This is a genomic window from Acinetobacter tandoii (assembly GCF_008867985.1).
Lineage (GTDB): Bacteria > Pseudomonadota > Gammaproteobacteria > Pseudomonadales > Moraxellaceae > Acinetobacter > Acinetobacter tandoii.
In genome coordinates, this window is sequence record NZ_VXLD01000004.1 from 73,809 (window position 1) to 96,439 (window position 22,631).

The window sequence follows — 22,631 nt, forward strand, 5'->3', positions numbered from 1 at the left end:
CACAAGATTTTAAGCACTTGCCGACATCATCAAGGCTTGCTGGCGTTGAATATAGCGCAGTAGACGTTCTGCCACGTCAAAACTGCCATGCTTAAATAAAGCGCGAACATGTGTTTCACCTATCTCAAAGATTAAACATTCAATCGTAAAAGAACCCTCTTCATCGTGCAGATGTAAAGCTAAATCACGTGGATATTGCGCAGCGATTTGACTGTCACCTTGGGTAAAATTGAGTTTTAAACCAAAGAAATTCATATCTTCAATTTCAGTTGATAACTGTAAATCTGAATGACGATGAGTTAAATGAGTAAATGGTTGACTCACCTGAATTCTTGCTTCGCCTCGACGTTCCATGGTTAATAACTGCGCTCGAGTCATATTCAGAATACCATCTAACTGCTGAATAGATTCGCCACGCAAATAAGTTGCGAATAAATGCATGGTTTCTTTACGGCGTTGTAATTGTGGCACATGATCCGCGTTGGCAATCATGGCAAATTCCATATCAGGACATTGCAAGGCAAAATTGGCATTTTCATAAGGCAAGGTGAAACTGTCATATTGACCACATGCAACCAAAACCTTACAACTTGGAATAGGCACATCAGTTAAACGCAGCAAGCGATTACAGTTAATTTCATAGCGTTCTTGCTCGGTCGCAGTAAATTCTGCCATCTGCCGAAAGAACAACCGTTTTGCCGTTGGTGACATTCGCGTCACATCTAATTTGGCATGATTCACCAAATACAAAATGACTGCCTGACCGAATTCCTCCATACGCTGTTCTTGCATTAAAAATAAGGATTCTTCGAGTAACATGCGCCAGCTTTTACGTGTTTTTTGCATCACCCCCATCAAAATCATGCGATCAATCAATTCTGGACGTAAATCTGCCAAACCCGATGCCAATACTGAACCTAAAGACATCCCCATGACCGAAACTCGCTTCAGCCCGACAATATCCAACCACTGTCCCAACATGACTGCGAGATCACTTAACTCTAATGTCCCTGCCGAAAGCCCTGTGTCAACATTAGTAATTTGCTGATTTGCGCCCATAGAAGGTAAATCGATTAAAATGACAGGTCCTGCGGCAAACAGTTGCTCTACACAATATTTATAAGAGTTAAAATTTTGGAATGCGCCACCAATAATCACAATCGGGGTACGGTGAAGTGTTTCAGGTTCAGCAATCGCCATATACTCGATTTTCCATCCATCTATCCAAGTGGTTCGAGCTGGCTGTTTAAAGCTGTGCTTATTATATAAATCAAAAAAACCGTGACGGTTTATTGATGACTGTAATTCCGCGTCCAATTGGATAATGGAATTCATATTCCTTGCCTCCATCCTTGTCTTATTTTTATTTTGCAAGACACTACTTAATGCAACGTATGTGCCTATTTTTAAGCACAAACTCATTCTATTTTTGTGTAAGACGTCAATGTCATTATCGCTTGTCATCATATACAAAGGATGATTTTGGCTGCAACTCATTCCATGACCGCTTGTCTTTTTTTGCCCTAAAAGCGATAGAATGCATCCTGTACGCTAAAGTTTTATCTATTTTCACTGAGATACTTCATTGTCAGTACACAGGCTGTTACTATCGGAACTGAAATTTCTAAGTGATCAAACCGCCATGCAAGAGTCGATTGAACAATACATGCAAACGGTAGGACAACAAGCACGCCAAGCTTCACGCGTGTTAGCCAGCGCTTCTACCCAAACTAAAAACAATGCTTTGTCAGCAATTTACACAGCATTACAGAACAATGAGTCTGCGATTTTAGCGGCCAACCAAATAGACATGGATAAAGGCCGTAACAATCAATTAGACAATGCATTACTTGATCGCTTAGAACTTACCCCCACACGCTTTAAGGCTATGCTACAAGGTCTGAAAGATGTCATCAGTCTGGTCGATCCGATTGGTGAAATCACAGATTTAGCCTACCGCCCTACTGGCATTCAAATTGGCAAAATGCGCGTACCGCTGGGTGTGGTCGGCATGATTTATGAGTCGCGCCCAAACGTGACCTTGGAGGCCGCTTCACTCGCCTTGAAGTCAGGTAATGCCATTATTTTACGTGGTGGTTCTGAAGCATTAGAATCGAATAAGGCCATTGCAGCTGCTATTCAGCACGGACTTAAAGCATCAGGTTTGCCTGAAACTTCAGTTCAAGTGATTAATACAACAGATCGTGCAGCAGTAGGTCATTTGATCACCATGTCGGAATATGTGGATGTGATTGTTCCACGTGGAGGCAAAGGGTTAATCGAACGTATTACCAATGAAGCCCGTATTCCTGTAATTAAACATTTAGATGGCAACTGCCATGTTTTTGTTGAAGCACAAGCAGATTTACTCAAGGCGCTACCGATTGCACTCAATGCAAAAACTCATCGCTATGGCGTGTGTAATGCCATGGAAACCCTCTTGGTTGATGAGAACGTTGCCGAAGAGTTTTTACCGCGCATTGCAGAGCTGTATGCAGAGAAAAATGTTGAACTGCGTGGTTGCGCTGAAACCCAGCGTATTTTAGGCTCAGGGGTTAAACCTGCAAGTGAAGAAGACTGGTATACCGAATATTTAGGTCCCATTTTGGCTGTCAAAGTGGTCTCAGGAATGGATGAGGCCATCGACCATATCAACAAATATGGTTCGCATCATACCGATGCCATCATTACCGAAAACTTCAGCTTGGCGCGTCAATTCCTTGCTCGCGTTGACTCTAGCTCAGTCATGGTGAATGCTTCTACTCGTTTTGCTGATGGCTTTGAATATGGTCTAGGCGCTGAAATCGGCATTTCCACCGACAAGATTCATGCGCGTGGCCCAGTCGGTCTGGAAGGTTTGACTTCGCAAAAATGGATTGTGTTAGGTGATGGACAAATTCGCCAATAATTCCTGTCTAACTAAAGTATCTTTAAGTGTTCAGTTTCAGCCATGAAGCTGAACACAGCGACTACACTATCCCCACCCTAAATCTTGTAACATGATAAAAAAATTGAAAAAGATAAAAGGGAAATCGCATGTTTTACTATTTGATCATTTGTACCTTTTTACTGGCATTACTGGTTTCTTTTACGGTAATGAAAATTTTTTCCAATTCGATTAATGCTATTCTGGCGCGCATTATTCACGATCCAATCCATGAAGCTTGGGCAAAATACACCAAATTTGCGGGTATGGTGGTCGGAACATCTTCAGGCATTCGTATTTACGATATGGAAAAATACATCACGCCGCTGACTTATACCGAAAATGATAAAAAAATTGTGATTGAACTGACTCAAGAACGCTGGGTACTGGAAATTTACCGTACGATCATCGAAACCTTACAAGGTCTGGCTTGGATGATGTTGGTCTTTTTTATGGTGGCATTAATTGCCTATGTCATTGTACGCTGGTCAGAAATCAAGTATCAAAACTAAGCATAAAAACAACACTTAGCTCCTGCTCAAAATTCATTTCTCATGCTAGTGTTAAAGATGTACAGCAAGAAAAATTTAGGTCTGAGCACTATTTCATTAATAAATGAAAACTATCAACCTATAAATTTTATTTATTATTATTTCACTGGTCGATAGTGCTTAAGTCTAATCTCCTAAAGTCTATCTAGGACAGAAAATCAACACATGATAAAACATTATTACTGATCTGGATTGCATTGATAAGTACTGCATAAAGATCACTTTAGGGACGACTTATTTCAATTAAAATTCGGGTATATAAACGTGTCTACATCAGTATTAGTAATTAACTGCGGTTCATCTTCAATTAAATATGCTCTTGTTTCAGAGCGCCGTGAAGATCGTATTTTTGGTTTGGCAGAAAACTTAGGCTCTGCTGAAGCCCGCATTAAAGGTGTCACTGTTGGTGGCGCACCACTAGAACTGTCTATTCCCCATGCTGATCACGAAAAAGCATTAGAAACAATTTTAGAGCGTCTTTCTCACTATAACCCTCAAGCCATTGGTCATCGCGTTGTACATGGTGGTACATTGACCAAAGCTGAATTACTCACCCCAGAAATTATTGAACGTATTCGTGAAGCGACGCCGCTTGCACCGCTTCACAACCCTGCACATCTTGTTGGCATAGATGCAACTATGCGTTTATTCCCTGAATTGCCACAAGTTGCAGTATTTGATACTGCATTCCACCAAACTATGCCTGCACATGCTTACCGCTATGCAGTGCCTAAATTCTTATACACTGAACACAATGTTCGTCGCTATGGCTTCCATGGCACCAGCCATGCTTATGTGTCTGAACGTGGTTCAGAATTGGCAGGTAGCTTAAAACAAGGCGGCTGGTTGACAGCTCACTTAGGTAACGGTAGCTCGACTTGTGCCATCTGGAATGGTCAAAGTGTTGACACCTCTATGGGTTTAACGCCACTCGAAGGTATTGTGATGGGTACCCGTAGTGGTGATGTAGACCCAAGTTTACACAGCTTCTTGGCAGCTAACCTTGGTTGGGATGTCTATAAAATTGACAAGATGCTAAACAAAGAAAGTGGCTTACTCGGTTTATCTGACAATTTGTCTAACGATATGCGCACCTTGATTGAAGCCTCTGAACAAGGCAATGAAGATGCGACCTTGGCTATTGAAGTGTTCTGCTATCGCCTTGCAAAATCTTTAGCTGGACTTAGCTGTGGTCTACCGCGTTTAGATGGTTTGTTTTTCACTGGTGGTATTGGTGAAAATTCTGCGTATATTCGTGAAAAAACCATGGCTTACTTACCGCACTTCGGTTTTAACTTGAACAAAGAACAAAATAACAACCTCAAACGTGGTACTGAAGGCCGCATTGATGCAGGGACTGGCCCACAAATTTGGGTGATTCCAACCGATGAAGAAGGTCGTATCGCGAAAGAAACAGCAAGTGTTGTCGACAATGAGGTTAATCAGACAACTGCAAAAAAGCCTGAATCAACTGCCGCGATTGCTTAAGCAATCGCGCCTTGACTGCCTTTCCTTTTTTTAATGAATACATAACGACTATGAAAACCATTCTTTTAGTCCCAACTGGTGAAGGCGTTGGCCTCACATCGGCATGTTTAGGTTTAAGCTATGCTTTAGAATGCCAAGGTGTTAAAGCGGGCTTTCTTAAACCTTTTTCTCAAGAAACTAAAATTGAAGCTGATCGCACCAGTGCACTTTTTCAGCATCTTACCAAAAGTGAAACAGTTGAACCTATTCCTTATGCAACCGTCACTCAGCAATTGAACTGTGGCGAAAGTGATGAATTACTCGAAGAAGCCGTTCGTCTACATCGTCAAATTGCAAAAAAGCATGACATCATTATTGTTGAAGGGTTATTACCAAATGCACGTGATGCTTTTGCCTCTGAACTGAACTCTGCTTTAGCAAAAGCCTTAGATGCAAAAGTCATCATCGTAAGTAATGCAGACATTCATAAAGCCTCTGCATCAGCGGAAAAAGTTGAAGCTCAACTACGTCATTTTGGTGGCGCATCAAGTGACCGTACTGCTGGGGTGCTATTTATGCGCACCAAAGGCTTGCCTGAAGGTTCTGCGCAAATTCCATTAACCTTCGATCCAAGCCTACGCTTAGTAAGTGATACCAACAAATTTGTGGCAGATATTCAAAAAACTCATGCCCATATTGGTACAGCGCAGTTACCTGTGATTGGTCTGGTACCATTCAGCAACACACTGAGTGTACCGCGCATGTCTGATTTGGCAGCCAATTTACAAGCTGAATGGATTAGCCAAGGTGAAGCCTTACAACGCCGTGTTCTACACAGCAGCCTGATTGCAGCCAATATTGAACACGAACTGGATAAGTTTGTTGCAGGCGAATTAATTATTAGTGCTTCAGACCGTATTGATGTTTTGCTGGCAAGTAGCTTGGCCAGCAGCAATGGAACGCCTCTTGCGGGTCTACTATTAACTGAACACCATGCGCCTAATGGCCAAATTCTAGATTTCTGCCAAGCTGCAATTAAACAAGGCTTACCAATCTTACATACTCCACTCAGTACGTTTGAAACAGCGCAAAGCTTAATGAACTTAAGCAATGAAATTCCAGTGGATGACACTGAGCGTGCAGAGCAAGTCACCCGCTTTGTCTCAAGTCATATTAATGAAGAATGGCTAGCTCAGCTCCTGAAGGGTGCTTATAATCCACGTCTGTCTCCTTCTGCTTTCCGCCATGAACTGGTACAAAAATCTATTCATGCCAAAAAGCGTATTGTGTTACCTGAAGGTGATGAACCACGTACGATTCAAGCCGCTGCAATTTGCCAATCACGTGGCATTGCCCATTGTATTCTTTTGGCTAAACCAGAAGCTGTGGTTGAGGTCGCGAAAGCACGTAATATCGAATTGCCATTTGACCTAGAAATTATTGATCCAGACCTGATTCGTGAAAACTATGTCGCACCTATGGTCGAGGCACGTAAAGGCAAAATCAACGAATTACAAGCCCGTGAACAACTACAAGACACCGTGGTTTTAGGCACGATGATGTTAGCACTCGATCAAGTCGATGGTTTGGTTTCTGGTGCAGTACATACCACAGCCAATACAGTTCGCCCTGCATTCCAGTTGATCAAAACTGCACCTGAATACTCTTTAGTTTCTTCAGTGTTCTTTATGCTGTTACCTGATGAAGTCTACGTATACGGTGACTGCGCAATTAATCCAGATCCAGATGCAGAGCAACTGGCGGAAATTGCCATTCAATCCGCAGACTCGGCAAAAGCTTTTGGTATTGACCCGCGTATTGCCATGATTTCCTACTCTACTGGAACTTCGGGTGCAGGTGCAGATGTCGAGAAAGTTGCTCAAGCAACTGCCATTGCAAAACAACGCCGTCCTGACTTACTGATTGATGGTCCTTTACAATACGATGCTGCATCTGTTGAAAGTGTTGGTCGCTCGAAAGCACCAGAATCTAAAGTTGCGGGTCGCGCCAATGTATTTATTTTCCCAGATTTAAATACAGGCAACACCACTTATAAAGCAGTACAACGTTCTGCCAATGTTGTAAGCGTCGGCCCAATGTTGCAAGGTTTGAACAAACCTGTGAATGACTTGTCCCGTGGTGCGTTGGTGGATGATATTGTGTTCACAATTGCACTGACTGCGATTCAAGCAGAACAGCAAGTTGAAGCCAAAGCCAGCAAAGCTTCTTAAACAATTTTTCGATTTTCCAGACCACTCTTTCGAGAGTGGTTTTTTTTGCTTTGATCAATAAATCCCATTGCCCATTTACTCCAGAATATCTACAGTGGTTCAAACTTTTCTTGCCAACCAAACCGTATGCCCCGTGCATTCAGGATCTTCTGCCACCATATTCAGTACTTCAAAGCCATATTGAGCCAATAGATGACGGTATTCTTCTGGAGCTAAACTGGCATGATATAAAGGTTCACCAAATAGCTCTCCGATAGCTTCTCCATATGCAGGACCGCTGCTAAACATCAGCACGGTTCCTAGTTTGGCGTGTCGTGCAAATTGCATAAACATTTGTCGTTGATCATCTGGTGTCAAATGGAAAAAGCTGTCCCACGCCAAGATTGCATCAAATTTTTGTTCTAGATTGAACTGCCGCATATCCACCTGAAGCCAAGCTTGTTCAGGAAAGTTTGCTCGTGCCATTTGTAACATTAGCTCGGAACTATCTACCCCAGTAATTGCGCAACCCTGTTCAATTAAATAAGTAGCAAGCGGTTTCCCTGACCCACAGCCTAAATCCAGAACATTTGCTTGATCTGGCAGCAAAGCCAACATGCGATCCAACCACACTTTTTCAAATAGCCATTCTCCACGCAGTGCCACCCATTCACGTGCATATTTTTGATAAAGCTGAATAATATTTTCCGATAGATGATTGTTTGGCATAATATTTCTTATAACATTGAAAACATGAATTCACTACTTATCATCGATGCAAGACTCAGCTTTGTTTTGAAAGTTGTATAGCCTTTGACTGTGGTATTTTAACAAAGAAAATTGCGTTACCACATAAAATGAGCACCACCCCAATCACTGCATTCCAATGCCATTGATAACCTTCCCATACTGTTGAAATCACTAAAGCCACCAACGGAAATAACAAAGTACTATAGGCTGCTTTGCCCGAACCAATACGCCCCACCAAATAGAAATAAGCAGTAAACCCAATCACTGAACCAAAAATTGCTAAATAAATTAAAGACGAAATTGCACTTAAAGGCATCGTTGGAAAAAAGTCATCCTGTTGTACACATGAAATGAATGCCATTAGAAAAGCACCATATAATATGCCGTAGGCATTGGTCGTAAAAATATCCAATCCATTTTTCTGATGGCGTGTACTAATCATATTACCCAGCGAGAAGCCATAGGTTCCGATCATACACAGTGATATCCCAAGTAAAGTTTGACTGTTTAATGTGGTGCCAATCACATCCTGCCAAAACAAAGCAACAATCCCGAGCACTCCAAGTAAAGCCGCAGGATAGAATCGAGACGGAATTTGCTGTGCAAAGAACAGTTTGGCATTCAAGGTATTAAAAATGACTGCCATGGAGAAAATCACCGCTTCTAAGCCACTGCTGACATATTGCACTGCATAATAAAAACAGACAAAGTTAAAACCAAAAATACAGCAGGCCTGTAACATGCAAAATAGATGATCTTTCACTGTCAGTTTTTGCAATTTACGCCAAAAGGCAATAAAAGCAAACAGGACGATTGCTGAAATAAAAAAACGCCAGAACACCGCCACATTGGCAGATATACCGCTTTGTTGTTGCAGGCTAATGGCAATCCACGTTGTGCCCCAAATTACCACAACCAAAGCATATAACAGTGCATTCATTCAATTTCAACCCAAGCTAATGATCTTAAGCACATTATCTCGAAACAAAGACACTCAATACTTGCAGCTTCTTGCGGTCACTATCATCAACTTGTGATTTTTTACCGAATTTCACCTACGGATGACAAGACCGAATAGAAGTCCTACACTAGTTACTCAATTTGGCACTGCGTGTAGAAGATGAAATATCAGATTCTAGATCAATTACAACAACACAAAGCCCAACTTCTCGACTCAGTCGAATTGGGTTCAGGCATGCAGCTCGCCATGTGGCAAAATAACCAAGACTGCGTACAGGTCTGTAGCAATCACCACACTTTAAGCATGTACATTCAGGGTGGATATCACAGTTATCAAAAGACCGCGCGCGGTTGGCAGAATGGTGGTGGCCCCGACCACATGTGCCTATTGCCACAAGACTTTGAATCTACTTGGGATCTCCGTGATCCACTGACCTTCGTACATTTGTACTACACTGAACAACACTTAAAACGTGTAGCAGAACAAGTCTGGGACCGTGAATCAAGCCAAATACAGTTAAATCCGCAAAGTTTTGTCGCCGATCCACAAATTGCGATGATTTATCGACACTTTTTACTCAATAGTGCTTGGCAAAACCGTGAAAATCATTTGCAGATGAGTACAGCTACCACGCTGCTGCTTAACCATTTAATTAAAAATTATAGTCATACCGAGTGGCAAGCTCCTGAAGTCAAAGGGGGCCTATCACCTTATATCCTAAAACAACTTTTACAATGGATTGATCAGCATCTACATTTAAGTTTAACCCTGTCCGATTTAGCAGAACAAACCCAGCTCAGTGAGTATCACTTTGCTCATATGTTTAAACAGTCTATGCATATGCCACCGCATCAATATGTGATGCTACGACGACTAGAATTGGCACATCAGACATTACAAACCACCACTGCCACGATCACAGAAGTTTCTACGCAATATGGATTTAGTTCCAGCAGCCATTTTAGTCATCGTTTTAAAAACCACTTTGGCTATTCGCCTTCGCAAATGCTGAAAAATGATAAAAATAGTACTTAATATCACAAAATTTTAAATTTAAAGACCAATTCAATTAACTAGAATCGATTTTAAACAAAATGATAAATGTATTACTCATAAATAGGTGAAGAATGAAAAATTTATATAAAATTCATGAAATAGTCATGATTATTTCAACTAAAGATGAATTGTCCAAAGTCAATGATCACGAGGCTATTGTGATAGGTATGCAGAAAATTGCAGATGAATGGCAATATATGTTGCAAGTTTATGAAGATTTAGAGTATTTGGATGTGATGGAGTCTGACTTAAAAGCGACAGGGCGTATTTTAAAGTCTTTGTTCGATTCTTATGAACTCGTTACTGTGAACTCAAATAAAAAAAGTTTATTAAAAATTCAAAATAAAAAGGGAGTAGTCATGGCTATCACGATGGGGCATACCGGATGGTTTTATACGGTACAGATTTTAGATGATGGAATTTGTTGGTGTATTGACGAAAATGAATTAAGACCAGCGGGGGGAAAAATGACTCATGATGATTTTTATAGTGGTGAAACAATTAAGGTGTTTGTTGACACTGTAACTAGTGAGGGAAGGCTAAAAGAATAAGAGAGATCATTAAAAAGTTTAGGGTTACTTAGAGTTAGTATTTTTAAATGATGAATATAGACTCTTTGAAGATTTGAAGATTTGAAGATTTGAAGATTTGAAGATTTGAAGATTTGAAGATTTGAAGATTTGAAGATTTGAAGATTTGAAGATTTGAAGATTTGAAGATTTGAAGATTTGAAGATTTGAAGATAGCTTAAAACAAAAAAAGAAGATAAAGCTTAAGCCTGATCTTCTTTTTGACCGTAAAACCATGTTGCCGCAATAAAACAACTAAAACCAACAACCATTAGAATTGCAGATGTCATAACAAAATGCTCTATCTTGGAATGCGCTTATTATGTGAAAGTTTTATGACAAATTTATGACAATCCTGTCATTTTAAAATTCACTCAAATCTCCCACACACTAAAGACAATCAATTCAATATCTTAAGTTTATCTCCTTCAACCATTATTGAACTTTTCAAATGATGGAACCCGTTTACATAAATATCTCTACTGAAAGATGGTGTTCTTGATAACCGATTTTATCCATTAAACTTTAGCCCAAAAATTCAGCAAAACACCCACAACCGTAACGTTATACCTTATAATTTAGCCCGCTAGCTAACAGCCCGCTCAAGAGATATTTGATATGACAACTATTATCAAGCAAGATGACTTGATCACTTCGGTCAAGGACGCGCTTCAATTCATTTCGTACTATCATCCACAAGACTTCATCCAAGCGATGAGCCGTGCGTACGACCGTGAAGAAAACAAAGCTGCGAAAGACGCCATTGCACAAATCTTGATTAACTCTCGTATGTGTGCAGAAGGTCATCGTCCAATCTGCCAAGATACTGGTATTGTTAACGTATTTGTTGAAGTGGGCATGGATGTTAAATTTGATTTAACCATGAGCCTCGATGATGCAATCAATGAAGGTGTACGCCAAGGTTACTTAGAGAACTCAAACGTCCTTCGTGCATCTGTTTTAGCTGATCCTGCTTTTGGTCGTAAAAACACCAAAGACAACACCCCTGCTGTGATTTATCACAAACTTGTTCCAGGCAACAAAGTGGACATTACTGTTGCAGCCAAAGGTGGCGGTTCTGAAAACAAATCTAAGCTTGCAATGCTTAACCCATCTGACTCAATTGTAGACTGGGTACTTAAAACTGTTCCGACTATGGGTGCAGGCTGGTGTCCTCCTGGTATGCTCGGTATTGGTATTGGTGGTACTGCTGAAAAAGCCATGATGCTTGCAAAAGAATCACTCATGGAAGAACTCAACATGGACGAATTGCTTCGTCGTGGTCCACAGAACAAACTTGAAGAGCTTCGTATCGAAATCTTCGAAAAAGTGAATGCGCTTGGTATTGGTGCGCAAGGTCTTGGCGGTTTAACTACCGTCCTTGATATTAAAATCAAAGACTACCCTTGCCATGCTGCAGGCAAACCAGTCGGCATGATTCCAAACTGTGCAGCCACTCGTCATGCACACTTCCAATTAGATGGTTCAGGTGTTGCACACATTCAAGCACCGAAACTTGAAGACTACCCTTCTGTGACTTGGGATTCTTCAAGTTCTAAACGTGTTGACCTAGATACGATTACTCAAGAAGAAATGAACGCATGGCAACCAGGCGACACATTATTGCTTAACGGTACAATTTATACGGGTCGTGACGCTGCGCACAAACGTATGGTTGACATGTTGAACAATGGTGAAGAGCTTCCAGTTGACCTTAAAGGTAAATTCATTTACTACGTTGGCCCTGTCGATCCTGTAGGCGATGAAGTGGTTGGTCCTGCTGGTCCAACAACAGCAACGCGTATGGACAAGTTCACTCGCCAAGTTTTAGAAGCGACTGGTATGTTCGGTATGATTGGTAAAGCTGACCGTGGTCCAGCGGCAGTTGAAGCCATCAAAGATAACAAAGCAACTTACCTTATGGCTGTAGGTGGTGCGGCTTACCTTGTTTCTAAAGCAATTCGTGAAGCCGAAGTGGTTGCCTTTGCTGACTTAGGTATGGAAGCAATCTACAAATTTGTTGTGAAAGATATGCCTGTATCGGTTGCTGTTGATGTGAATGGTACATCGGTACATGCAACTGCACCGAAAATCTGGCAAGCGAAAATTGGTAAAATTCCTGTAGTGGATGCTGCAGCAGGCTAAACCCTAAGTTTTGCTTTTTTCAATACCCTTAACATGCTAAGGTCTTGTTAAGGGTATTTTTTGCCCAAAATTTCTCTTTCTAAAACTATCGTTCATTCTAAATATCATGAAAAAATTAAGCCACATCCTGACGACACTTACACTTTGCACGCTCAGTTTCAGCACTTTCGCAAAACCTGCAACTGAAGCATCTGTCGAAAAAGCCCTACTACTTGGTGACATTAAAGGGACTTTGGCTCAATCCCAACAAGAAATGCGTCCTGTTTATGAACAACAAGCAGAAGAAATGCTCAAAAATATGTTCAAAACAACCGCGCTGAATACAGAACAACAAAAAGCCGCCCAGCAAATTGCGGATATCACTGCATCTTTTAGCAATAAATTGATTTCTGATCCAAAATTTATGCAAATGCTAAAAGATGTTTATATGCAGACCTTTACTGAAGAAGAAGTACTTGCCAATATTCAGTTCCTAGAAACCCCGATTGGACAATCAATTAATAAGAAAAGTAGCAAAATGATGAGTGAAATCATGCGCAACAGTATCGAGATGTCGGCTCAAATGATGCAAGATCCTGCAACGCAAAACGAAATCAATCAGCAAGTTGCAAAAACACTTGAGCCATTATTCAAACAGTTGAAAAAGAACAAATAAGCTGATTACCATGTACGAATATCCCAAATTTTAAAGGGTTGTGTAAGTTGTACATCAGATTGAGTATCATATTTTGCTGCTTTAATTTTTTGTGCTTTATGACGCAACTCGCCTGTTTGTTGGTCTTGCGCAACAAAGTTATAACTTGCAGATTTCAGTTGGGTAAATGCGATTTCATTTTGCCCAATCGAGTTAGGCATCAAAATTAAGGGACCCGAGACTTCCTTACGTGTACTCAGATTTTCTTCATCATATTTCACGTAATAACTCTTACCCGCTTCAACGGTGAAATCTAAATATTTAGGTTTTTGAAAATGCTGAATACCCAAAGGTCGGCTACTCGATAAACGATAAGTTCCCGCAGGAAGTTCCAACCAGTAATAATGATTATTCAGCAAACTCGGAATTCGATATTTATTGATAAAAAGACTGGAAGCCACAATTTCCTGACGATTCCAACGACTGTCGGGACGATAGAGATAAACCACAGCAGCCTGATTATGCTGCGCCTGCACAGGATGGTAACGTTGACCTAATTTTTGATTAACCCAACCACCCACCGAAGTCATCCCAAATCGGTACTGCTCGACAATTCCAGGAGCCTGACTGGTATCCACGGGATGGAGTGTCGAGCTTAATTCAGGGTGTTCTAAAACTGCTTGCTTGTGGCATCCGAATAAAAATAAACTGCTGCATAAGATAAGATAAAACGAACGCATGATTTTCCCTCACCGCGTATTTCTTTTATTTATTAGGGTGGATCTTGGATATATTCCATTTTTTAGGCATCCTCGCCTTTGCCCAAGATTAACATTCAGTTTTTGGCTTGCAAATAAAAAACGTGCGGAAATCATAAATTTCCGCACGTTTCAGACGAATAACAAATTAAGCAGATTTTGAGTTAATTACTTTTAAATCAACTTTGTTTGCATCTTCAGTCGCTATTTTCGGTTGACGTTCAGGCAGTAATTCAGGTTTAGCAGTACCGTTAATCACGGCTTCATTCACCACAACAGTACCCACATCTGTACGGCTTGGTAAGTCATACATCACTTCAAGTAAGGCATTTTCCAAAATTGAACGCAAACCACGTGCACCCGTATTACGTTCAAGCGCTTTTTTCGCAACCGCACGTAATGCCGAATCTTCAAACACAAGATCTACATGTTCCATATCGAACAAATGCTGATACTGACGCGTTAATGCATTCTTTGGTTCTGTCAGAATTTGCATTAATGCTTCTTCATCCAGTTCATCCAATGTTGCAATAACAGGTAAACGGCCAATGAATTCAGGGATTAAGCCGAACTTCACTAAATCTGTTGCTTCAACTTGACGGAATAAGTCAGAAAGCTGTTTGCTTTCATCTTTTTTCTTCACATCTGCGGTAAAACCAATACCGCCTTTCTCTTGACGCTGTTGCACAATTTTCTCTAAGCCAGAGAATGCACCACCACAGATAAATAAGATGTTAGACGTATCAATTTGAATGAATTCTTGCTGCGGATGTTTACGCCCACCTTGCGGTGGAATCGAAGCAACCGTACCTTCAATCATTTTCAGCAAGGCTTGTTGAACACCTTCACCCGATACATCACGCGTGATTGACGGATTCTCAGATTTACGCGTGATTTTATCAATCTCATCGATATAGATAATGCCCTTTTGTGCCTTTTCTACATCGTAATCGGCTTTTTGCAATAACTTTTGCACGATGTTTTCAACATCTTCACCAACATAACCTGCTTCGGTCAGTGTTGTTGCATCTGCCATCGCGAATGGAACATCAAGTAAACGCGCCAAAGTTTGAGCAAGCAAAGTTTTACCCGAACCTGTTGGTCCAACCAACAAGATATTACTTTTCGCAATCTCAACTGCGTCGTCGTGCTTATGACCACCATGAGTCGCCTTAAGACGTTTATAGTGGTTGTAAACTGCAACTGACAGGGTTTTCTTTGCAACATCTTGACCAATCACATACTGGTCTAATGCTGCACGAATTTCTTGAGGTTTCGGCAAAGGCTTCGCAGCCCAGTCTCCAGATTCAACCTGTTGACTGGTCTGCACTAAGTCTAAGCATACGTCCACACATTCATTACAAATGTATGCGTCCTCACCTGCAATCAGTTTCCCGACTTCAGACTGCGTTTTACCGCAAAATGAACAATGCTTTTGTCCTTGAGGATGTTCGGACATATTTACTCCAATACTAAAATCTTAAAACTTATGGACGTTTGCTAAGCACTTCATCCACAAGACCGTATTCTTTTGCTGCCTGTGCAGTCATAAAGTTATCGCGGTCTGTATCTCTTGCCACAGTTTCATAGTCTTGACCACTATGCTCTGCCATCAAACGGTTTAAACGCTCTTTAATGAAAAGAATCTCACGTGCATGGATTTCAATATCCGATGCTTGTCCACGGAAACCACCGAGTGGTTGGTGAATCATAACACGCGCATTTTCTAAACAGTAACGTTTCCCTTTCGCACCTGCATTTAATAAGAATGCACCCATTGATGCAGCTTGACCCATACAGTAAGTCACAACATCTGGCTTGATAAACTGCATGGTATCGTAAATTGCCATACCTGCTGTCACCGAACCGCCTGGTGAGTTAATATATAGGTGAATATCTTTATCTGGGTTCTCTGCTTCCAAAAACAACATCTGTGCCACAATTAAATTGGCCATGTTGTCTTCCACTTCACCCGTTAAAAAAATAACGCGTTCACGCAAAAGGCGCGAAAAAATATCAAATGAACGTTCACCACGAGACGATTGCTCAACTACAACTGGGACTAACGCGTTTTCAATAGTTGGAACATACATACGTTTATTTATTCCTAGATTTTTTGTGACTTAACCCATATCCACAATATGAGGGATAATGACCGAAATTGCAAAATATTCCCCATTAAATAACAGATATTTTTTGCATAAGCTTTGTGAATATGGGACAAGCAAATATCTTGATGAGATAAAAAAAGGCGCTCAAAGCGCCTTTTTTAACTCAAGCTAAATTAGCCTTGTTGACGAGCTTGTTGCTCTTTCAACAATTCTTCATAGCTAACAGTTTTATCAGTTACTTTCGCAGCTGCTAAAATGTGATCAACGACTTGATCTTCTAATACAACAGCTTCAATTTGTGAACGTTGTTGCTTGTCATTTTTGAAGTATTCGATAACTTCAGCTGGATCTTCGTAAGAAGAAGCCATGTCTTCGATGTAAGCTTCAACGCGAGCTTGGTCAACTTCAAGTTTAGCATCAGCCAATACTTTGCTTACCAATACGCCAAGTTTTACAGATTTTTCAGCTTGTTCTTTGAACAATTCATCTGGAAGCATGCTGCTGTCAAATGCTTTAGCACCTTGAGCACCAAACTGTTGAGTGAATTGTTGGATCATTTGTTGACGTTGACGGTCAATTTCTTGAGCAACCATTGCAGCAGGAAGTTCAACTTCGTTAGCAGCAACTAATGCATCAAAAGTCGCACCTTTAACTTGGTTACGAAGACCATTTTTTACTTCGCGTTCCATGTTTTTACGCACGTCAGCTTTTAACTTTTCAACGCCTTCTTCTTCAGTTAAACCAAAAATTTGAAGGAATTCAGCGTCAACTTCTGGAAGTTTTTGCTTTTCAACAAGCTTCACAGTAATTTTGAATTGTGCTGCTTTACCTGCAAGGTTCGCTGCTTGGTAATCTTCAGGGAAAGTTACATCGATAACTTTCTCTTCGCCTTTCTTCATACCAACGATACCGTCTTCGAAGCCAGGAATCATACGACCAGAACCTAAAACTAGTTTAAAGTCTTCAGCAGCGCCGCCTTCAAACTTCTCGCCATCTACAGTACCTTCAAAGTCGAAAGTTACTTGCATGTCTTTTTTCGCCATGCCTTTAGTTTCAGTCCAAGAAGCACGTTGCTTTTGAAGGTTTTCGATCATTTGATCAACGTCTTTGTCTTCTACTGAAGATGCTTTACGTTCAACTTCTAGACCGTCAAATTTCACTTCAACTTCTGGATAAACTTCAACAGTCGCTTCGTATACAAGGGCGTCGTCTTTGTTTTCTACTTTATCAATGTTTGGCATGCCAACAGCATTGATTTTTTCTTGTTGAATTGCTTCGAATACTGTGTCACGGATAACGTCATTTACCACTTCTTGGTAAATACCCGCGCCATATTCACGGCGAACTACATTTAATGGCACTTTACCTGGACGGAAGCCGTTAATCTTTACAGTTTTAGCAGTGCGTTTTAAACGTGCTTCAAATTGCTCGTTCACACGGCTCGTCGGTACAGATACATTTAAACGACGGGCAACGCCCGAAACCGCTTCAGAAGTTACTTGCATGGCTTCCTCGAAATTTAGTAATAACAGTTTATAAAAAAAGTGCCACATTATATGACAACATTTAAAGATATACAAAACTGGATGGTTAAACCACAAGATTTTATCTGATTTCTTTTGTTCTTTTGTTTTCCTTTCTAAATTTCCGATCATTTTTCTCTTTTTAAACGGCTTTTATTGCAAATGATAAGTCTTATCATTACTATATACAAAAATATCACATTTATATTTATTTTCAGTTATTTATCTCGTCCAACTATGGAATTCTATTTATGAGTAAGTTCAACCTTCGCCCACTCAGTCTTGCACTACTGGGTTTATCCACCAGTTCTGCTTTTGCGGAAAGCAGTTCAGAAACCTCCTCTTCGACGCATCAACTTTCAACCATTGTGGTTTCCGCAGCGGGGTTTGAACAAGATATTAAAAATGCGCCTGCCAGCATCAGCGTGGTCACCAAAGAAGATATTGAAAAGAAAAATGCCACAAGTATTGCAGACCTCCTGGCCGATGTACCAGGAATTGATATTCGCTCGGGTGTAGGTAAAACCGCGGGCTTAAACATTAAAATGCGTGGTTTGGGGAATGATTACAGCTTGATTTTGATTGATGGACGTCGTCAAACAACCTCCTCAGATGTTACACCAAACGGTTTTGGTGAAACTTCAAACGGCTTTCTTCCACCGCTCTCCGCTATTGAACGTATTGAAGTGATTCGTGGTCCTATGGCAACGCGCTATGGTTCTGAAGCGATGGGTGGTGTCATCAACATTATTACAAAAAAAATCAGCAATGAATGGCATGGTAATGTCACCGCAAGTGGCAATTTAATGGAACATAAAGCTGAAGCCGACTCATGGAAAACCAGTTTCCTACTTAACGGCCCACTTATTGAAAATCGTCTTGAACTACAACTTCGTGGCAGCTATTTAGATCGCCAAAGTTCTGAACGTATCGTTGCTGGCTCGACTTCACGCGATCCTCGTCCAAGTGAAGCGGATAACTATGATGTTGGCGGTAAATTAAATCTAAGTTTGAATGACCAAAATTCGCTTTGGCTCGATGCCTTCCATTCAAATCAAACTTATAGCAATGCAGATAACCGCCTAGGCACCCAAGATACTTCTGCGCGCGCACGTGGCTATAAAGATGAGCTAAAATTTAACCGCGAACAATATTCACTTGGTCATGATGGTAATTATGACTTCGGGACATGGAACACTTATATTAGCCGAACCAAAACGGAAACAATTGGGCGTACGATTCCGACCAATACTTTCCCGAATAATGCTTATGCGGGGCGCGATCGTATACTAGAGAATACAGATTTAGTTGTGGATAGCCATATCATTACAACTCTCAGAAATCACAAATTGACCTTGGGTACAGAGTATAAAAAAGCAGAAAGTGTGGATGATATAGCAGGTCTAGGAGCTGAGTTTGAGAAGGATTCTTACTCATTCTATGCAGAAGATGAGTGGAACCTGATGGATAATCTGCATTTTACCTTTGGTGGACGCTATGAAGACCATTCAGGTTTTGGTGGACATTTTAGTCCACGCGCTTATCTGGTCTGGAACACAACAGATGCCTTAACCCTTAAAGGTGGTGTGAGTACGGGTTACAAAGCCCCTTCGGCTAAAGCTTTACACAATGGAATAATTAATTTTAGTGGGCAAGGAACCACCCCAGTTCTAGGCAATCCTGATTTAAAGCCTGAAACCTCAGTTAATTATGAAGTAGGCTTAAATTATCAGCCTTCTGATCGATTCGATTTTAATACCACTGCATTCTTTAATGTTGTTAAAGATAAAACTATATCTAAAGAATTTAATTGCAGTATCAGTGACTGTTCTGGATTGGGCAACGGTGTAACATCTTATTCCAAGAGCTTTAATGCAGATGAGGCAGAAATCTATGGCCTCGAAACCTCATTAAAATATCAAATCATTCCCGAATGGGATATTAAAGCTGCCTACACCTTTACCGAATCTGAGATTACCAAAGGCGAAAACAAAGGTTATGCACTTGAGTCAACGGCTAAACATTTATTCAACCTCACATCGACATGGCACATCAATGATGCATTTGATCTATGGTTACAACATGAATATCAGTCTGGTCGTCCCCGCTACTTAGAAAGCCAAACAGGTGATGCATTGAATATTCAAAAGCAAACCGATAATGAGTTCTCTGGCTATAACCTATTTAACTTGGGTGGTAGTTATCAGCTCAATGATCAGATACGTATTAATGCGGCTGTAAATAATTTGCTAGATAAAGACTTTACCGAATACATGGACTATTACGACCTAAATGGTGATGTACAACAAGCATATAAATACCTTTCGATAGGATCTGCTATGTCTGGAACGTATATCTCTGGGCGTAACTACTGGTTATCTATTTCTTACGATTTCTAAAATTCAAAATCCCAATAAAAAACCCTGCCTTAGCAGGGTTTTTCTATATTTATATAAAATCATGCACTTATATACAAATCGTTACACAATATCATTATTTTTTACATTTTCTTTAAAGTCATTAATCGGCAATTCCAATCATTTACAATTGGTAAAATAAATAAGAATTATTATTATTCGCATAAGAATTTTTACTACTCTTTGTGAGTTCAGAAATGTCATTTATTAAAACGCGGAAAAAATTAGTGTCGGCAGCAATTGCCTCATCATTATCAGTTGTTGCGACTACGGCTATTGCTCAAGAAGAAACAGCTCAGTTGCCAACCATTCACACGGAAGCAACTCAAGAAGAGTCTTTAAAAGTTGATCAATCTGCAAATGCTAAATTTGTCGCGCCTCTAAAAGATACACCTAAATCCGTTTCTGTTCTTTCGCAAAAACTTTTAAAAGATACCAACTCTAATACGCTGTTAGAAGCATTGCGTTATGAACCAGGAATCACTTTAGGTGCAGGTGAAGGTGGTACACCATTTACAGATATGCCTTATATCCGTGGTTATAGCGGTCAATCTTCTATTTATGTGGATGGTGTTCGTAATACCACTTCACAAAGCCGCGATATGTTTGCCATCGAACAAGTTGAAGTTATTAAGGGTTCTTCATCTGCCCTTGGTGGTGGTGGTAGCGTTGGTGGAAGCATTAACCTGATTCCTAAAGTTGCTCATGAAGGCGATACTTATCAAGGCAGCGTTCAAGGCGGAACCGACAACTATAAACACATTCAATTAGATGCCAACAAAGACTTCGGTAACGGTATGGCTGGACGTGTCATTGTGATGGGGCACGAAAATGAAAAAGCTGGACAAAGTGATGGAGCCGAATTTGCACGTGCTGGTATCGCAACTAGCCTCGCCTTTGGTCTAGGTTCTGACACACGTGGCTCTGTTGGTTATTACTATTTGCGTAGCAATGATGAACCAGATGCGGGTATTCCATTCAATAATGCAAAGCCAACAACACCTCCTCCTGGTGTAACTGTTAATCCTGGCGATGGTAAACCTGTAAGCGTCAAAGCTGGAACTTACTATGGCTGGAAAGCACGTGACTTTGACAAACGTGAAAACCAAATTGGTACGTTTAAGCTTGAACACGATTTCAATGAAAATCTGACCTTAGCGAATATTGCTACATATAACAAATCTAAATCTGATTATATCTATACCAATGCAGATGACTCTAAAGGAAACATCTACCGTGGTACTGTTGCACGACGTGCGTTAAGTCGTATTTTAGAGACCGATGCGTATAGTGACCAATTGTCATTACGCGGTAAATTCAATACTGGTGCATTAAATCACTCGTTTAACGTCGGAACCGAATGGAGCCTACAAGAAACGGATCAAGGCATGCACACATTTACCAATGCAGCTGGTCAAACTACGTCTACAATCTTAACATCTAATATCAATTCATGTGATGCAAGCGCTGCTGCACTGAATGGTTGGTGTACTGGCTTAAACAACCCAAGTAATGGTTTGTTTACCGATACAATTGGCAGTATTAAAGGTCAGTCTACAACGCGTAGTCAAACAATGTCTGTGTATGCTTTAGACAGTATTGAATTTAACCCACAATGGTTGCTTAACCTAGGCATCCGTTGGGATAAATTTGAAACCGAGAAAAAATATAATCAAGATGTCTATAAAACCAAAGATGGTGCCTATACTTCTGAAGTCTCTATTCCTAAAGGGACAAAATATGAAAGTGATTCAGACTTTTTCACTTATCAAGCTGGTTTAGTTTATAAACCAACTGAAAATGGTAGCATTTATACCAGTTTTGCAACCTCTGCAAACCCTGTAGGTGTTCTTGCAGAAGGCGATAGCAGTGACAACGCTTTAGGTACAACGGATATCATCAATGCCCTCAAGCCAGAAGAAGCTCGTACTTTTGAAATTGGTACCAAATGGGACTTATTTAATAATCGTGCAAACTTAACTGCTGCAATTTTCCGTACTGAAAAGCAAAATACTCGCATTCAAATTGATTCAACTACTTCTGCTAATGCAGGTGAAAGCCGTGTTGATGGTTTCGAAGTTAGCTTAAACGGTAAAATCACCAACAAATGGGAAGTTTCAACAGGTTATAGCTATTTAGACAGTGAAATTACCAAAGCGGCATACAATTCAATTGCACAAGAAGGTAAGCCACTGCCATTCGTTGCAAAAAACAGCGCAACTTTATGGTCAACTTATCGTGTTATGCCGAAATTAACTTTGGGCGCGGGTGCTGAATATCGTGATCAAGTTTATGTAAACACAACTGCACCAAAATACTTACCGACCTATACCATTTACAATGCCATGGCAAAATATGATGTGAACCGCAATGTGAATGTTCAGCTTAACGTGAATAATATTTCTGATAAACATTATTTCACGAGCGCACACGCAGCTCACTACGCATTTGAAGGCAATGGCCGCAATGCCGTATTAGCCATTAACTTTAAATACTAAGATTCAATCCCATAAATTAATTATGGAATTAACTTAAATTAAGATAAAATAGCCT

The 22,631-nt window shown here is 40.5% G+C and carries 17 protein-coding genes; 10 read left to right on the forward strand and 7 right to left on the reverse strand.

All coding sequences use genetic code 11. The features are described from left to right. Positions 1 to 9: 9 nt before the first annotated feature. A complete protein-coding gene (locus tag F4W09_RS07890; RefSeq protein ID WP_016168216.1) occupies positions 10 to 1,335 on the reverse strand; it encodes an alpha/beta fold hydrolase in 1,326 nt (441 codons plus the stop codon). Between the two features lie 307 nt (positions 1,336 to 1,642). Between F4W09_RS07890 and F4W09_RS07895 the strand changes: the two genes are divergently transcribed. From F4W09_RS07895 to pta, 4 genes are all read left to right on the forward strand, one after another. After that, positions 1,643 to 2,908, forward strand: coding sequence for a glutamate-5-semialdehyde dehydrogenase (locus F4W09_RS07895; protein WP_151504512.1), 1,266 nt, complete (start codon positions 1,643 to 1,645; stop codon positions 2,906 to 2,908). A gap of 128 nt (positions 2,909 to 3,036) precedes the next feature. After that, on the forward strand, positions 3,037 to 3,438 hold the full coding sequence (locus F4W09_RS07900) for a hypothetical protein (RefSeq protein WP_016168218.1): 402 nt from the start codon (positions 3,037 to 3,039) through the stop codon (positions 3,436 to 3,438). A 303-nt stretch (positions 3,439 to 3,741) separates the two neighbouring features. Beyond that, positions 3,742 to 4,965 (forward strand): acetate/propionate family kinase, encoded by a 1,224-nt coding sequence (locus F4W09_RS07905; RefSeq protein WP_151504513.1) that lies wholly within the window; start codon positions 3,742 to 3,744, stop codon positions 4,963 to 4,965. Positions 4,966 to 5,015: 50 nt separating this feature from the next. Then, a complete protein-coding gene (pta, locus tag F4W09_RS07910) occupies positions 5,016 to 7,175 on the forward strand; it encodes a phosphate acetyltransferase (RefSeq protein ID WP_151504514.1) in 2,160 nt (719 codons plus the stop codon). Between the two features lie 99 nt (positions 7,176 to 7,274). On the opposite strand, the gene F4W09_RS07915 is transcribed toward pta, so the two are convergent. Together F4W09_RS07915 and F4W09_RS07920 are read right to left on the reverse strand one after the other, a co-directional pair. Beyond that, complete coding sequence (locus F4W09_RS07915) at positions 7,275 to 7,883, reverse strand: class I SAM-dependent DNA methyltransferase (protein WP_151504515.1); 609 nt, start codon at positions 7,881 to 7,883, stop codon at positions 7,275 to 7,277. Positions 7,884 to 7,938: 55 nt separating this feature from the next. After that, entirely contained in the window at positions 7,939 to 8,844 is a 906-nt protein-coding gene (locus F4W09_RS07920; protein WP_151504516.1) for a DMT family transporter, read from the reverse strand. 180 nt (positions 8,845 to 9,024) lie between these two features. Here F4W09_RS07920 and F4W09_RS07925 point away from each other — a divergent pair, with 180 nt between their 5' ends. The 4 genes from F4W09_RS07925 (at position 9,025) to F4W09_RS07940 (ending at position 13,290) form a co-directional block, all read left to right on the forward strand. Further along, positions 9,025 to 9,900 carry a helix-turn-helix transcriptional regulator gene (locus F4W09_RS07925; RefSeq protein WP_151504517.1) on the forward strand — a complete coding sequence of 292 codons (876 nt, stop codon included), beginning with the start codon at positions 9,025 to 9,027 and terminating at the stop codon, positions 9,898 to 9,900. A 92-nt stretch (positions 9,901 to 9,992) separates the two neighbouring features. Continuing rightward, positions 9,993 to 10,472 carry an Imm31 family immunity protein gene (imm31, locus tag F4W09_RS07930; protein ID WP_151504518.1) on the forward strand — a complete coding sequence of 160 codons (480 nt, stop codon included), beginning with the start codon at positions 9,993 to 9,995 and terminating at the stop codon, positions 10,470 to 10,472. 636 nt (positions 10,473 to 11,108) lie between these two features. After that, positions 11,109 to 12,635 carry a fumarate hydratase gene (locus F4W09_RS07935; RefSeq protein WP_016168225.1) on the forward strand — a complete coding sequence of 509 codons (1,527 nt, stop codon included), beginning with the start codon at positions 11,109 to 11,111 and terminating at the stop codon, positions 12,633 to 12,635. 106 nt (positions 12,636 to 12,741) lie between these two features. Further along, on the forward strand, positions 12,742 to 13,290 hold the full coding sequence (locus F4W09_RS07940; protein ID WP_016168226.1) for a DUF2059 domain-containing protein: 549 nt from the start codon (positions 12,742 to 12,744) through the stop codon (positions 13,288 to 13,290). 5 nt (positions 13,291 to 13,295) lie between these two features. On the opposite strand, the gene F4W09_RS07945 is transcribed toward F4W09_RS07940, so the two are convergent. From F4W09_RS07945 to tig, 4 genes are all read right to left on the reverse strand, one after another. Then, entirely contained in the window at positions 13,296 to 14,009 is a 714-nt protein-coding gene (locus F4W09_RS07945) for a DUF2846 domain-containing protein (protein WP_151504519.1), read from the reverse strand. A gap of 166 nt (positions 14,010 to 14,175) precedes the next feature. Next, a complete protein-coding gene (clpX, locus tag F4W09_RS07950) occupies positions 14,176 to 15,486 on the reverse strand; it encodes an ATP-dependent protease ATP-binding subunit ClpX (RefSeq protein WP_151504520.1) in 1,311 nt (436 codons plus the stop codon). 28 nt (positions 15,487 to 15,514) lie between these two features. Continuing rightward, complete coding sequence (gene clpP / locus F4W09_RS07955) at positions 15,515 to 16,120, reverse strand: ATP-dependent Clp endopeptidase proteolytic subunit ClpP (RefSeq protein WP_016168229.1); 606 nt, start codon at positions 16,118 to 16,120, stop codon at positions 15,515 to 15,517. Positions 16,121 to 16,311: 191 nt separating this feature from the next. Then, the gene (gene tig, locus F4W09_RS07960) at positions 16,312 to 17,643 is read right to left on the reverse strand and encodes a trigger factor (RefSeq protein WP_044740059.1); all 1,332 of its coding nucleotides are present in this window, start codon (positions 17,641 to 17,643) and stop codon (positions 16,312 to 16,314) included. A gap of 269 nt (positions 17,644 to 17,912) precedes the next feature. On the opposite strand from tig, the gene F4W09_RS07965 reads away from it, so the two are divergent. After that, positions 17,913 to 20,060: a TonB-dependent receptor domain-containing protein gene (locus F4W09_RS07965; protein ID WP_151504521.1), complete on the forward strand. Its 2,148-nt coding sequence runs from the start codon at positions 17,913 to 17,915 to the stop codon at positions 20,058 to 20,060. A 215-nt stretch (positions 20,061 to 20,275) separates the two neighbouring features. Beyond that, the gene (locus tag F4W09_RS07970) at positions 20,276 to 22,576 is read left to right on the forward strand and encodes a TonB-dependent receptor (protein ID WP_151504522.1); all 2,301 of its coding nucleotides are present in this window, start codon (positions 20,276 to 20,278) and stop codon (positions 22,574 to 22,576) included. The last annotated feature ends 55 nt before the right edge of the window (positions 22,577 to 22,631 follow it).